The organism is Haloplanus rubicundus (assembly GCF_003342675.1).
Taxonomy (GTDB): domain Archaea; phylum Halobacteriota; class Halobacteria; order Halobacteriales; family Haloferacaceae; genus Haloplanus; species Haloplanus rubicundus.
The window spans coordinates 273,006-287,781 of record NZ_CP031148.1 but is presented as its reverse complement, the minus strand read 5'-3'; the positions used below and the strand labels follow the sequence as shown (position 1 = coordinate 287,781).

Here is a 14,776-nt window from a genome sequence, read left to right as displayed (position 1 = left end):
GACGGTCCGTGTCGACAGCATGGTTCAGCGCTCGCTACTGTACTCCCCCGGTGACGATCGCCGTATGCTGGAGAAAGCGGTCGAGACGGCCGCCGATACGGTCATCTTCGACCTCGAGGACGCGGTTGCACCCGCCTCGAAGGAGGGGGCACGACGAACCGTGCGGTCGACGCTCGATGCGCTCGACGACCCGGTCCCGAACGTCGCCGTCCGCGTCAACCCGTACGACCTGTCCGGCCGGGCGGACGTCGACGCCGTCGTCGGCGACGTGGCGACGCCGCCGGATAGCGTCCTCCTGCCGAAAGTGAACGACGCCGACCCGGTCGAGGCGCTCCACGACCAACTCGCGGATCTCGGGGCGTCGGACGTCGGTATCGTCCCGTTGATCGAGACGGCGGCGGGCGTCCTCTCGGCCGACGACATCGCGGCCGCACCGGGAGTCACGGCCGTCGCCTACGGCGACCAGGATTTCACCGCCGACATCGGCGCGACCGTGACCGACGACAAGACCGAGTCGCTGTACGCTCGCCAGCGAACGGTCGTCGCCGCGGCCGCGGCCGGCGTCGATGCGTTCGACACCGTCCACACCGACATCGAGGACGTCGCGGGGCTCCGCGAACAGACCGAGTTCGTCGTCGAACTCGGGTTCGACGGCAAACTCGCGATCCACCCGAACCAGATTCCCGTCATCAACGAGGCGTTCACGCCGGCGAGTGACGAACTCGAGTGGGCCGAGAAGGTGCTCGCCGGTCAGGAACGGGCGAGCGAAGCGGACGCCGGGGTGTTCACCGTCGACGACCAGATGATAGACCCACCGCTGGTCGAACGCGCCCGAACGATCGTCCGACGGGCGGAGGCCGCCGGGATTCGGTAGCCGCGTCGGAAGCCACCGTCCGGTGCCTCGGAGCCCATCCCTCGCGGGGCGCCGTTCGACCGTAATAAAGGACGATTACTATGGCGTCGCTTCGGGGGCAGGTACAGGCCCGTCTACGGAGTAGCGGCTCGCATGGAACCCATCGACCCGTCGCTATCGAGCGCCGATCCCGCGATCCCGGAACTCGATCCGCTGTTCGACCCGGACTCGGTCGCCGTCGTCGGCGCCAGTCCAGACTCGTTCTACTCGGGGAACCTCGTGGCCAATCTCCTCGACTACGGCTTCGAGGGGACGCTCTACCCCGTCAATCCCGGCCGGGACGAGGTCTGGGGTCGTGAGTGTTACGACGACATCGACGACCTGCCCGAAACGGTCGACCTGGCCGTCGTGAGCGTCCCGCGAGAGTACGTCGTCGACGTGGTGACCACGGCGGGCGAGCGGGGCGTACCGGTCGCGCTCGTCCTCACGGCCGGCTTCTCGGAGGCCGACGAGGAAGGGCAGCGCCTGGCGTCACGACTCGCCGAGACGGCCGCCGACACGGATATTCGTATCGTCGGGCCGAACTGCATCGGCGTGATGGCCGCCCGTGGCGCGACGCTCACGTCGACCTGTTCGCGCCAGCCCCAGCCCGGCCGGATCGGCCTCGTCAGCCAGTCCGGCGCCTTGGCGTTTACCACCTTCTTCGAGCGGGCGGCGGACCGCGATCTTCACTTCAGTCACATCGTCTCGACCGGCAACGAGGCGGATCTCACGCTGACCGACTACGTCGCCTACCTCGCCGAACGGGAGACCGTCGACGTCATCTGCACCTACGTCGAAGGGATCGAAGACCCCGAACGGTTCATGCGCGTCGCGGAGCGGGCGACCCGCGACGGCACGCCGGTGCTGACGGTCAAGATCGGGCAGTCGGACCTCGCCGAGGCGGCGACGCTGTCCCACACCGGATCCCTCACCGGGAGCGACGACGCCTGGCGGGCGGCCTTCGATCAATCCGGCGTCCAGCGGGTGCCGGACATTCCGGACCTGCTCTCGCGGGCGAACGCCCACACTGCCTACGACACGGTCGACGGCGACCGTCTCTGTATCGCCTCGACCAGCGGCGGCCTCGCGAGCCTCCTCGCCGACATGGCGGCCGAGCGGGACCTCGCGCTCCCCGACATCGACGGGGCGACCGAACGGGCGCTGCTGGACATCGACGAACTGCTGACCTACGGCGGATTCAACAACCCCGCCGACATCCGCGGGTACGGCGCCGAGGTACTGCCGGCGATCGCCGACGCACTCCTGTCCGACGACGCGTTCGACGCGTACGTCTTCGCGATCGGGCTCCCGGGGGTCGACGACCGTGCCGAAACCATCGCCGCCGATCTGGAGCGGATCGTCACGGCCGCCGACGATCCGGTGTACGTGCTCTGGACTGGGCGGAAGGAGCCGGACGACCCGACCGTGACGCCGCCGTACGCGCGCCTCCGGGAGTCCGTGCCGGTGTACGAGGACCCGGGACGCTGTCTGGACGCGGTCGCGTCGACGACCGAGTACGTCGCGGACCGCGACCGCGTGGCCGATCGGCCGTCCAGACGCGAACTCGCGGCTGCCCTCGACGTGCCCGACCTCGACCTCCCCCGAGGACGGGTCCTCGAGTGGCGGGAGACGGAGCCGCTCTTGGACGCCTTCGACATCCCCGTCGTCGAGACGCGCGTCGCGACCGATCCGGAGGCGGCCGTCGCGGCCGCCGAGGCCGTCGGCTATCCGGTCGTCCTGAAGATCGATTCGCCGGCGCTCCCCCATCGGACGGACGTCGGGGCCGTCGCGCTCGGCCTCGACACCCCCCAGGCGGTCCGCGAGGCCTACCGAGACGTGCGGGAGGCGGCGTTGGCACACGTCGACGAGTCGGACGTGGCCGGCGTACTGGTCCAGCCGATGGTCGGCGACGGCGTCGAGGCCATCCTCGGGGTCGCGCCCGGGGACGTGTTCGACTCGGTCGTCACCGTCGGTCCCGGCGGCGTCCTCGTGGAGGCGCTGGACGAGAGCGCGACGCTCGTCCCGCCGTTCGCGCCGGCCGACGCACGGCGCGCCGTCGAGGAGACCGCGCTCGCGGATCTGCTGACCGACCGTCGCGGCGGCGACGCGCTCCCCGTCGAGGACGTCGTCGACCTCCTGGTGAACGTCGGTGACTTGGCTGCGTCGGTGGACGCCGTCGCCGAAATCGATCTCAACCCGGTCGTGATCGCGGCGGACGGGCCGGTGGCGGTCGACGCTCTCGTCCGAACGCGCGACTGACTGCTGTCGTCCCGTTCGAGGGTCGGCCCCATCGCCCCGTCGGCAACCGCGTCCGACCCGTCGGAGCGGATACGAGCGGATGCCGACCGGCGAAGACGCCGCCGGCTACAGGGTCATCTCGTCGCCGAGCGCTCTCGCTCCGTCGTCCTCCTGTTTGGCGGCGTAGCGTTCCAGGAGTTCGGTCTCGACGTCCTCGACCGGGAAGTAGCAGGCCGCTTCGTGGCCGTCGTCGGCGAACGCGGACCGGTCCGGCTCCTCGCCGCGACACTCCTCGGTCGCCTTCGGACAGCGGGGCGCGAAGTTACAGCCGTTCGGCAGGTTGACTGGGTTCGGCGGCTCGCCGGGCAACAGCACCCGCTGACGGTCGATGTCGGGGTCGGTCCTGGGTGACGCGGCCAGGAGCGACGCCGTATACGGGTGTTTGGGCGACTGGACGACGTCCTCGGTGTCCCCGAGTTCGGCGATCCGACCGAGATACATCACCGCGAGGCGGTCGGCGATCTGCGTGAGGCTCGCGAGGTCGTGCGAGATGTAGACGATGCCGATGTCACGCTCGTCGGCCATCTCCCGCAGGATGTTGAGGATGTTGGCCTTCAGCGAAACGTCGAGCATCGACGCCGGCTCGTCACAGATGAGCAGCCGCGGTTCGAGCACCAGCGCCTGCGCGATGGCGACGCGCTGGCGCTCCCCGCCCGAGAGCTGGGCCGGCAGTTTGTCGAGGTACTTGTCGACCGGTTCGAGGCCGACGTCGGCGACGGTCTGTCTGACCCGTCTGTCGATGGTCTCGGCGTCGAACCCCTGGATCTTCAACGGTTCGGACACCGCCGCACGAACCCGCTGCCGTGGGTTGAGCGAGTCGAACGGGTCCTGGAAGATGAACTGTACCTGGGAGCGGAACTTCTTGGCACTCTTCCCGAGCAACTCGTCGACCGACGTGCCGTCGACGAATATGTCGCCGCCAGTCCGGTCCTGGAGCGCGGCGATCACCTCCGCGAGGGTCGACTTCCCGCAGCCCGACTCGCCGGCGACGCCGACGATTTCGCTCTCGTGAACCGTGAGATTCACGTCGTTTACCGCCTTGACGTAGTCGGGATCGTTCCCTCGCAGGTCGTCGAGGATCCCCTGTGGCTGCTTGAACCACTTCTCGAGGCCGCGGGTTTCGAGGATGACGTCGCCGGTTTCGTCCCTCCTCGCGCTCCGGTCCCGCGGCTCTATACCCCACGTCGTGGGGTCGTCGGCGTTTGCCCGCATCTCGTCGGCCCGGTCCGTGTAGTGACAGGCCGATAGCTGGCCGTCGGTCTCGACCAGCGGCGGATGGCTCTGTTCGCACTCCTCGGTCGCGAACGGACACCGGTTCCGGAACACACAGCCGGTCGGCTCGCCGGTGAGGTCCGGAAGCGATCCGGGGATCGAGATGGCCTGCTCGTCGAATTCGTCGACCTCCGGGAAGGCGTTTTTCAGCCCCATCGAGTAGGGGTTCGTCGGCGCCCTGAACACCTGGTCGGTGTCGCCCTGTTCCATCACCTTCCCACCGTACAGGACCGACACCTCGTCGCACGTCTCGGCGACGACCCCCACGTCGTGGGTGATGAGCAGGAGCGAACTGTCCGTCTTCTCCTGAATCTCCAGCAGTTTGTCGATGATCTTGTCCTGGACGATCACGTCGAGACCGGTCGTCGGCTCGTCCGCGATGATGAGGTCGGGGTCCAGTGCGAGCGCCATCGCGATGGTGACGCGCTGGCGCATCCCCCCCGAGAACTGGTGGGGATAGTCGCCCGTTCGTGCGGGATCGAGCCCGACCATCTCGAACACCTCGGCGACGCGCTCGTTCGCGGTCGCTTTCGAGACGTTCCTGTGTTTGCGGATGGCCTGTCGGATCTGTGCGCCGACCGTCATCACCGGGTCGAGTGAGTCCATCGCGCTCTGTGGGATGTACGAGATTTCCTCCCAGCGGACCGACCGCCAATCCCGTTCCGAGAGGTCGATCAACTCCCGGCCGTCGAAGCGAATGCTCCCCGAACGGATCTCGCCGTTGTCGTCGAGCAGTCCGAGGACGGCCTTTGCGAGCGTCGACTTGCCGGAGCCGGATTCGCCGACGAGTCCGTAGTTGTCCCCCTCTTCGATAGAGAAGGAGACGTTGTTGACGGCGTGTATGTCCTTGTCCGGCATCCGATACGTGATTTTCACGTCGTCGACTTCGAGTAGACTCATTCTTGCTCCGTTTGTAGGTCGGGATTGACTATCTCCTCGAACGCCCGGCCGACCAGGAAGACGGACGTCGTGACGGCGCCGATACCGATTGCGGGTGGGAGCACCCACCACCACGCGACGCGGATGGCGCCCGAGCGGAACACCTGCTGGAGCATCCGTCCCCACGAAGTGGTCGTCGGATCGCCGAAGCCGAGAAACGCCAGCGACGCCCCGGCGACGATCGACCAGCCGACGGCGTAGGCGGTGTAGAGGAAGCCGATCCCCAAGACGTTCGGGGCCACGTGCAGGAACATCGTCCGCATGTGACCGGCACCCCTCGCTCGGGCGGACTTGACGAACGTCCGCTCCTTGACGGTCATCACCTCCGACCGGATGACCCGCGCGGGCATCTTCCAGAGGAAGACGACCAAGACGGCGGTGATCAGCCAGACGCTCGGGGTCACGAACGAGAGGATCACGAGCGCCATCGGCAGGAACGGGAGCGCGAACGTCAGGTCGGTCAGCCGCATCAGGAGTTCGTCGACGCGGCCGCCGAAGTAGCCGCTCGTGAGGCCGACGAGGAATCCCAGCACGCCGGTTCCGACGCCGCCGAACAGGCCGACGATGAGCGTCGGCCGCGCACCGGCGAGGAACTGGCTCAGGACGTCCTTCCCGAACGACGTCGTCCCCAACAGGGCCTTCCCGCCGGGGTCCTGGAGCCGCATCATCGACCCGCCCTGTCGGAGCGTGTCCTCGATGGGGTGGTACGGGGCGATGTACGGCCCGAAGAGGCCGAGGAAGACGAACCCGACGAGGGTCACGAAGCCGACCTTCGCCGCGTTGTCCTTGAGGACGTAGCTGAGCGTGCGTTTCGCCCGTCCGAACTCCGAGCGGAGTCGATCTTTCGCGGTGTCGCTATCGAGTGTGGACCCCGCCATCAGACGTCACCTGCCTCGACGGTCGGGTCCAGTTTCGCGTACGCCACGTCGGCCGTGAGGTTCATCACGATGACCGCAAGTGCCATGATGAACACGGCCGCCTGCACCGTCGGGTAGTCCTGGTTGAGGATCGCCTGGACCAGTGCGCGACCGATGCCCGGCCACGCGAAGACGACTTCCAGCGTGATGACTCCCTGGAAGAGCATCCCCGTCCGGAGTGCGAAGTACGTCACCAGCGGCAGCAACGAATTCCGCCCGGCGCGACCGAGTTGCTCCATGTCCGACAGACCCTTGGCACGGTGGAGCATGAGGAACTCCGAGCCTTTCCGCTCGACGACGGAGTTGCGGGCGAGCATCAGGAAGTCGCCGCTGTAGAACAACACCGTCGCCGTGAACGGGAGGATGTAGTGTTTCAGGAAGTCGACGGAGAGATACGTCTCCAGGTAGCCGTCCGGATTCGCCAGCGGACTGCGCATCCCGAACGCCGGCAGCCAGCCCAACCCGTACGAGAAGATGATGAGCAGGAAGATCCCGGTCACGAAGATCGGGACCGCGCGGAAAACCGTGGTCGCGACGATGCTCGACTGCTCGAACCACGACCCGCGGTTCCACCCCGCGTACATGCCGGCGACCGAGCTGACGATTGCCGTCACGACGAGTGCGGGCAACAGCAGCACCATGGTGTTCATCAGCGCCGGAATGATGATCTCCCCGACCGGTCGCTGCTGGGTGAGCGAGATTCCGAACTGGAACGTGAACAGGTTCTGAACGTACTTCAGGTACTGGACGTAGATCGGTTCGTCCAGCCCGTACATCGCGCGAACCCGTTCCACTTGCTCCGCCGTGAGCGATCCGGATGCGACGAGTCCGCTGAACGGGTCCGAGGGTAACAGCCGCAGGGTGACGAAGATGACACTGACCGCTATCAGCGTCAGCAACGCCGCGATCACCGTTCGTTTTAACAGGAAGCGTCGAAAGCTCATTTGGAATCGTGGTGACCGTCTTACGAGAAGTCCGACTGTTCGAGCTCTGAGCGGGTGGCGTGTCCGTTTTCGACGCGCTCGGCGAACGCGTCCCAGGCGTCGCCCTCGGGCCAGACCAGCATGTCGTTGTTGTCGAAGGTGTACCCGCCCTGGCGGAGCAGTTGCCGGGCTCGGTCGACGTTGTACTCGTACGGCTCCGTCTCGCCGTAGAACGGCGTCAGCAGCGGGGTGAGCAGGTTCTGCCCCTGGATCGCCTCACCGCGTCCGCCGAGCGTGTTCTCGACGAACCCTTCCTTGTCGAAGGCGTGACTCAACGCGACGCGGAACGTCTTGTCGCGGAACAGCGGGACGAGGTGGCTGAGGTGGACGTCCGTGGGGACGTAGTTCCGTGCGGTCTGTTTTTCGACGCCGCTCGCATTGGACGCGCGGTTGGCCTGCTGGTTCGAGACGGTCGTCCCGATGGCGTCGATATCGCCGGACTGCATGGCGCCGATGAGCGTCGAGACGTTCCCGACGTTGACGTGGACCATCTCGTCGATGCCGTCGCCGGGGACGAAGTAGTCGCCGAGGAGTTCCTGGCGGATGTCGTCGTCCCACATCCAGTTGTTCTCGTGTTTCTCGAGCCTGAGCTCGGAGCCCTGTTCCCAGTTGACGAAGGAGAACGGCCCGGTACCGACCGGGTTGTCGGGGTTGTGCTGGGCCGGACTGTCGACGTCCTCCCAGCGGTGCTTCGGCATGATGGCACTGCGGACGACCCGCTGCGTGAGGAACGCTGCGTCGGGCTCGGTGAGGTTGAACCTGACGCGGCCGCCGCCGCTCTCGGACAGTATCTCGACGCTGTCGATCGTCCGGACGAACGCCCCCTGCTGGGGCGCGTTGTTCTCCTTGTACATCTCGACGCTGAACTTGACGTCGTCCGGGCCGAACGACTCCCCGTCGTGCCACTCGACGCCCTCACGGAGGTCCATCTCGACGGTCGTGTCGTCGACGACGTCGGCGTTCGTCGCCAGTGCCGGGACGATCTCGAGCTCCGGCGAGGCGTCGAACAGCCCGTCGTAGACGTTGAGGAGGCGCTTCTCCTCCTGACCGCCGCTGGAGAACGGGAGGTTCGTCCCCTGCATCCCCGAGGTGACGCCCTTGACCCAGGTCGTCGAGTCACCCTGCGGCTGGAGGTTCACCTGCGTCCAGATGAACGAGTCCCGGGTCGTCCCGTTGCCCGGCGTCGGGACGTACCCTTCCCAGTTCGCGGTGTTCGCGACCGTGATGACCTCCGGGAAGTTCGCCGCGATGAGGTAGGCGTCCTGACTGAGCTTGCGCTGGATCTCCTGACAGATCTCGGCCCGCGCTTCCACGTCGCCGATCGTCTGGGCCTGTTCGTCGAGGAGTTCCGTGACCTCGTCGTTCTTGTAGTTGTAGTAGTTTCCGCCCGTCTCCGGGTGCGCACGCATGAGGAACGGGTTCGGGTCGAGCCCACGCTGGGGGTCCGGCCCGTGGAGGTTCATCGTCACCGGCACCGGGTGCCCGATGTCGGCTCGCCAGAACTCGCCGTACCGGGTGCTCGGCTGGACGGTGATCAGGTTCACCGGAACGCCGATGTCGTTGAACGACTGCTGGACCTGCAACGCGAACTCGCGCATCCACGGGGTCTCCGCCTGCGCGAAGTGGGTGTCGACTTCGGGGACCGACTGTCCCTCGACGGCGGTGTACTCGAACTGGATCGCCTCGTCGTTGACGTCGACGCCTTTCGTCTCGACCGGCCACTCGTCCCAGAACCGCGTCTCGATGGATTCTCCGCCGCCGTCACCGCCACCGCCATCGCCGCCGTCGCCGCCGTCGCCGCCGTCACCGCCGTCGCCGCCTTCACCACCACATCCCGCCAGCCCAGCGGCGCCCGCCACGCCCGCGATCCGCACGAACCGTCGTCGCGATACGTTCCCGGTCGTTCCCCGCTCCATCTCGTATGGCTTGTCCTGTGACATTCCAGGTGCTCATCTCGACGGTATCAGCCTCAACCTGTCCCCGATGGCCTCCAATGCACATCATCTTTTATTACCCCCCTGCCGCAGAGCGTGGCGTCCGACCGAGCCAGCACCCGTCCACCGGTATCGTCCGCCGCTTCGATACCCGTCCGTGCGAGCGGCGCGAACGTGGTGGCGTTATCCCTCGTCGGCGTCGCCGGCCGGGTCGCTCTCCGATCCCGAGAAAACGAGGTCGAACAGTCGATTCTCCGCGAGTCGGAGCCGTTCGCTGAGCGTCGACTGCGCGATGCCGAGTTCCGTGGCGATATCTTCCGCGGATGCCCGTCGTGGCACGTCGAAGTAGCCGAGTCTGTGAGCGGTTTGCAGCGTCGTAAGCTGTTCCTGCGAGAGCTCGTTCCGTAGGACACGCCCGAGTTGTCCGCTTCCGAACGGTTCGCCGGTGGTTTCGACCTGATTGACCCGCAACAGCTCGAACTGCCCGAACTGTTCTTCGATCCGTTCCGCGAGCGCCCGAAACGTTTCCCACTCCTTGACGGTGACGACCCCGTCGAAGGAGCTGTCGTGAAGCTGGAGTCGGTTGGGTATCGCCGTTCCACGCAGGATGACGCCGAGGAGAAAGGGATACGGCTCCTGAGCGACGACGGTCAGCCGGTAACTCGCGTGGTCCACCGAGCTGTCCGACACCCGTTCGTGGTGAAATAGCTCGACACGCGAGAGCTCCCCGACCACCGACTCCGGATCGAACGGGGAGCGGGCCGTGACGAGGAGCGACTCGATCCAGTTGCCCTCGTCGGCGTAGAACGCGTTCTCGAACTCGATGCGTTCGCCGTCCGGAATCCGTTCCATGAGGTCCCTCACGACCCCGGATGCGACCGTGCGGAACTCGATTCGGAGAATGCTAGATCACCACCGGCCGTAGAGCGGACGTTACCGCGACCCGAATATAACCTTTTATATGGATACCTGTCACGAACGACCCTCCCGCCGTTCCTGCGTACGTCCGTGGACATCACGGCGGATCGTCGTTCGGAACGCGCCGCGTTCATTCGGAGGGTTTTGGTGCCCGAATCAGTGCCTTCGGACTGCCGAACGATCCGACTGCACCGTCCTCGAACCTGACGTCGAAGAAATCGAGTACCGGTTCGGGAGCCTCCGCCAAAGTCCGCCGAACGCGCGCTCCCTCTTCGGCATCGAGTGAGTGTATTCGGTCGATCCACGCCTGGACGTCCAGTCGCTTCACGAGATGCGCCGTCTCCGCTACGGCGAATCCGGTGTTCTCCATCCACCGGTGCCACGTCGACGTCCTGTACGATTCGACGTGCGTCGGATCACGCATCTCCTCGACGCGATTGAGGAACGAACCGAGCGTGTCGTCGTCCGGGACGACGTTGTCCTCGAACGCGAAGACGCCCCCCGGACGAAGCACTCGGCTCACTTCGTCGAGGAACGTTTCGGGGTCCGGGAAGTGATGTGCCGCAATTCGACACGTCACAGCGTCGAACGTCTCCGCTGGGAACGGGAGTCGTTCGGCATCGGCGACGACGCCCGCGACACCGGGAAACGAGTCGACGCTCGTGGCAACCATCGAGTGGGATGCGTCCGCGGCGACGACGTTCGGGACGCCCGTGTCCACGAGCGCTCCTGCAGTGTGGCCGGCGCCCGTTGCGACGTCGAGTGCCCACGACGCCTCGTCACACCAGGAGGCCAGTCGTTCGAGGTCTGCCCCTTCCCGGTGGGTGGTACTACTCAGATACCCGTCGGCGCTCGCGCCGAACGAATCGGCAGTAGCCGTTTTCCGGTTTGCCCCGTCTTCCATACGACTCCCACTCACCGTAGCCCCATGAGTCACACGAACGTCGACCGTCTCGCTCCAGTCGACGACCTCACCCGCGTCACGCTCACGTTCCGTCGACGACGTGGCCTACAGCCGATCCAACACCGCGTCGGCGTCGTAGGAGAGCGTGAGCGACCGCGAGCGCCCCCGCCCCTCCACGTCGGCGTAGTCGGCCTCGATGACGCCCAACTGATCGAGTTTGTTGACGATCTCCGTATAGCGCGTGTAGCCGAGGTCCGTCGACTCGTGGAACGCCTCGTACACCGTTCCGGCCTGTTCGCCGTCGTGTTCGGCGATGGTCTCCACCAGCGCCCGCTCCGACTCCGTGAGTTCGCGCAGACACCGCGAGAGGTGGACGTACTTCGACTTGTCGTACGCCGTCTCCACGTCGTCGACGCTGATCGTCCGACTCGCGCGCATCTCGGCGTTGAGTCCCGCCCGCCGCAACAGGTCGATGCCGACCCGGAGGTCGCCGCTCTCGGCGGTCAGTTCGGCGACGCGGTCGAGTTCCTGTGGCCCGATCACGCCGTCGTGGAACCCGCGGTCCACCCGCTCTCCCAGGATGTCGACGATTTCGTCGGCGTCGTAGACGGGGAAGTACACCTCCTCCGGCCGGAAGACGCTCTGGACCCGGCCGTCGAGTTCCTCCATGATGTCCAGACTCAGGTCAGAGGAGACGACGATGACGCCGATCCGAACCCCCGCCGATCCCTCGTGGGCGCGCAACAGCGAGTAGAGGGTATCGGACGCCTCGTTCTCGTAGAACAGGTAGTTCACGTCGTCGAGCGCGACCACGAGCACTTCGTCGTCGTCGACGAGGCGGTCGGTGATCTGCCCGAACAGCTTCTTGAAGGAGATGCCCGAGGAGGGGGGTTCGTAGTCGAAGACGTTCTCGAAGACGCGGGAGAAGACGGCGTAGCGGGTCGAATCCAGTTGGCAGTTGACCCGAACCGTCCGCACGCCGGGCTGTCCCGTTAGCTCGCCGAACAGCTTCAGGACGGCCGTGGTCTTGCCCGTTCCCGGCGGGCCGCGGACCATCGTGTTGAGCGGGCGGGAGCCACGGACCGCCGGGCGGAGGGCGTATTTCAGGTTCTCCAGTTGCGTCTCCCGGTGGTCGAACGTCTCGGGAACGTAGTCGATTTCGAAGACGTGTTCGTCACGAAAGACCGACTCGTCCCACGACAGCATCCCCTCCTCCGGGTCCTCTGTCATCACTTTCACCTCGCTCACGTGACCACTTAACCCTTGTCGCGCGCCGCACGACGACCGTCTGACGGCGGCCGGTCACGCGCCCCCGTCGTCCGCCTCCGTCTCCACCGCTGCTCCGTCCGCTCGCTGCTTGACCCGGCCGACGGCCTCGCGGGCGCCGCGCCGCGAGGCGTAGCCCTCGCCGCCGTCGGCGACGATTTCGCCGTTTCGGTGGCGGAGCCGCCACCGCCACTCGCCCGCCCGGTCCTCGTACACCTCGAACGCGGCGTCGTCGACGTCGAGTACGTCCGCGTCGGGGGCGGCGGCCCGCACCCGTTCGGCCGCCTCCCGCGCGTTGCGCTTCGAGACGTAGCCCTCGCCGCCGTCGGCGATGATCTCCCCGTTCGCCGCGACGAAGCGCCAGCGCCACTCCCCGGCGGCGTCCTCGAACACCTGAAAGGTCGGTGCCATGTGTCGGCGTTCGGCCACCGGCGTCCTATACCTACGGGTCAGAACTTCTCCAGCAGGCGGCCGTAGAACTCCCCGTCTCCCTCCCCCGCCAGCTTCTCGACGATGAGTTCGGGCGTCGACCGGGCGAGGTGGTCGGTCACCGGCGAGCGGTTCACCCGGAGTTCGCCGTCCACTAGCCCCACGGCCTCGATGCCGTCGACGGCCACGTCGACCCCCGCGGCGTCCCGAATCTCGCCCGCGAGGTGGGAGACGAACACCGCCGTCACCGCCTGCCCGTCGAGCGACTCGAGGATGCCGGCGATGATCTTCGCGCTCGCGCCCGGCTCCGTGATGCTCTCCAGTTCGTCGACGAGGACGAGCCGCGAGTCCGTGCCGCGGGCGAGGTCGGCGAAGTCCCGGAGCGTCGCCTCGAACGCCCCCGCGTCGAGGGTCCCCTGACTCTTGGCGTAGTAGTGGAGTTCGGAGACGCGTTCGACCCGCGCCGACTCCGCGGGGACGGGAAGCCCCATGTGCGCGAGGATCGTCACCAGCGCCAGCAGGTCGAGCGTGGAGGTCTTGCCGCCGCTGTTGACGCCCGAGAGGAGCGTCACGCCCGAGACGGCGTAGTCGACGGGTTCCACGTCCTCGAACGCCACGTCCAGCAGGGGCGAGCGCCCGCCCTCGACGGCGACGCCCGTCACGTCCGCCCCGACGTCGGGGAGCGTGCAGTCGAAGTCGTCGGCGAAGCGCGCGAGCGCGAGTTCCACGTCGCGTTCGAGCGCCGCCCGCACCAGGTCGTCGGCCGGGTCGCGGAGCGCGCCCAGATCGGTCGCCAGATCGGCCTTGAGCCGCGCCGCCCGGCGGTCGCGGGCGGCCTTCAGTTCGGTCCGGAGCCGGGAGACGGCCTCCGCATCGTGCTCGACGGGGAAGGTGGGGTCGTCCCCGAAGGCCCGCTCCGCGAGGTCTGCCTCGTCGCCGAGGTCGAGGCTGCCGACCAGATGGTCGCGGGCCTTCTCGACGGCGCGGTCGAACTCGTCGGCGAGTTCCCGCGAGAGCAGGGCGTCGACGCGGGCGCCCTGTTCGACCAGGGAGAGGAAGTCCGTCCCCTCGATGGTCACGTCCCGCTCCCGGATCACCTCCCGGAGGTGGTCGTTGGCGACGGATTCGGCCGTCCCGACGGCGGCGTCCAGGTCGTCGACCGCGACGGTGAGCCGGTCGAGTTCGTCGTCGCCGACGGGCGTGCCGTCGTCGTCGAGGCGGTCCAGGGCGTCCCGGAGGGCGTCGAGGTCACAGGGCGGGTCCATGTCGGCCGTCTCGTGGACGCGAGCGGCCGCGAGCAGGGACTCGCGGTTGGCGGCGAAGAAGCTGAGGAGGCGTTCGGGCACCACCTCGGCGGGGTGATCGAGGGCGTCGGGGCGCACCCGCACGTCGCCGGCCACGTCGACGCCGGCGAAGGACTCGTCGAGGGCGATCACCGTCGCGTACGACCGCGCGAGCTCCGCCAGCCCGCGGGCGTCGTCGACCACCTCGACCGAGAGCTCCGGTATCGTGTCGGACGCTTCGGCGTACGTCTCCGCGTCGGTCGTCGCGAGACAGCGGTCGCGGACCCGCCTCGTCGGCGGGTCCGCGAGCGGCTTCACGTCGGTCAGCGCGTCGAGCGTTTCGTCGTCCACCTCGCGGCTCCGCGCCCGCTCGACGAGTTCGCGCACCTCCGCGATGCGCGACTCGGCGCCCGTCGGGACGAACGTCTCCACCCGCCGGGCGGCGTAGTCGGTGACCGTCCGCTCCTGCAGGAGCGAGAGGACGGACTCGAAGACGTCGCGGGCGCGGTCGGTCGCGAGGAAGTCGCCCTCGGCGCCGTGTTCGTGGCGGACGGCCGCGCGGGCGATGGCGGCGGCGCGGCCGGCGGAGATCCCTGGCGCCCGCGAGAGCGCCGCCACGTCGCCGTCCCGGAGCGCCCGTTCCGGATCGTCGAGGTCGGCGAGCGCCGCCGCCGTCTTCTCGCCGACGCCCGGGATGGCCGTAAACTCCATTCGGCGCAGTGTATCGCCCCATCCGGC

10 protein-coding genes and 1 pseudogene are annotated in these 14,776 nt (G+C 67.5%); 2 read left to right on the top strand and 9 right to left on the bottom strand.

Annotated features, from left to right (window positions below; all coding sequences use genetic code 11):
* The first annotated feature begins 19 nt into the window (after positions 1 to 19).
* Positions 20 to 874, top strand: a complete 855-nt coding sequence (locus DU484_RS02310) for an HpcH/HpaI aldolase/citrate lyase family protein (protein ID WP_114605011.1) — start codon at positions 20 to 22, stop codon at positions 872 to 874.
* 132 nt (positions 875 to 1,006) lie between these two features.
* A complete protein-coding gene (locus tag DU484_RS02305) occupies positions 1,007 to 3,154 on the top strand; it encodes an acetate--CoA ligase family protein (RefSeq protein ID WP_114605010.1) in 2,148 nt (715 codons plus the stop codon).
* A 105-nt stretch (positions 3,155 to 3,259) separates the two neighbouring features.
* Here the strand turns inward: DU484_RS02305 and DU484_RS02300 are convergent, their stop codons facing one another.
* From DU484_RS02300 to DU484_RS02260, 9 genes and pseudogenes are all read right to left on the bottom strand, one after another.
* Positions 3,260 to 5,365: a dipeptide ABC transporter ATP-binding protein gene (locus DU484_RS02300; protein ID WP_114605009.1), complete on the bottom strand. Its 2,106-nt coding sequence runs from the start codon at positions 5,363 to 5,365 to the stop codon at positions 3,260 to 3,262.
* Complete coding sequence (locus tag DU484_RS02295; RefSeq protein ID WP_114605008.1) at positions 5,362 to 6,282, bottom strand: ABC transporter permease; 921 nt, start codon at positions 6,280 to 6,282, stop codon at positions 5,362 to 5,364. The genes DU484_RS02300 and DU484_RS02295 overlap by 4 nt, the downstream gene beginning before the upstream one ends.
* A complete protein-coding gene (locus DU484_RS02290) occupies positions 6,282 to 7,265 on the bottom strand; it encodes an ABC transporter permease (protein ID WP_114584579.1) in 984 nt (327 codons plus the stop codon). The genes DU484_RS02295 and DU484_RS02290 overlap by 1 nt, the downstream gene beginning before the upstream one ends.
* A gap of 20 nt (positions 7,266 to 7,285) precedes the next feature.
* Positions 7,286 to 9,244 (bottom strand): ABC transporter substrate-binding protein, encoded by a 1,959-nt coding sequence (locus DU484_RS02285; protein ID WP_114605007.1) that lies wholly within the window; start codon positions 9,242 to 9,244, stop codon positions 7,286 to 7,288.
* A gap of 177 nt (positions 9,245 to 9,421) precedes the next feature.
* Positions 9,422 to 10,090 carry a helix-turn-helix domain-containing protein gene (locus DU484_RS02280; RefSeq protein WP_114584577.1) on the bottom strand — a complete coding sequence of 223 codons (669 nt, stop codon included), beginning with the start codon at positions 10,088 to 10,090 and terminating at the stop codon, positions 9,422 to 9,424.
* A 196-nt stretch (positions 10,091 to 10,286) separates the two neighbouring features.
* A complete protein-coding gene (locus DU484_RS02275) occupies positions 10,287 to 11,060 on the bottom strand; it encodes a class I SAM-dependent methyltransferase (RefSeq protein ID WP_114605006.1) in 774 nt (257 codons plus the stop codon).
* Positions 11,061 to 11,165: 105 nt separating this feature from the next.
* A complete protein-coding gene (locus DU484_RS02270; protein WP_114584575.1) occupies positions 11,166 to 12,290 on the bottom strand; it encodes an ORC1-type DNA replication protein in 1,125 nt (374 codons plus the stop codon).
* A gap of 72 nt (positions 12,291 to 12,362) precedes the next feature.
* Positions 12,363 to 12,728: pseudogene (locus DU484_RS02265) on the bottom strand (YegP family protein); the annotation flags it as partial.
* A 47-nt stretch (positions 12,729 to 12,775) separates the two neighbouring features.
* Positions 12,776 to 14,749, bottom strand: coding sequence for a MutS-related protein (locus DU484_RS02260; RefSeq protein WP_114605004.1), 1,974 nt, complete (start codon positions 14,747 to 14,749; stop codon positions 12,776 to 12,778).
* Positions 14,750 to 14,776: the final 27 nt, after the last annotated feature.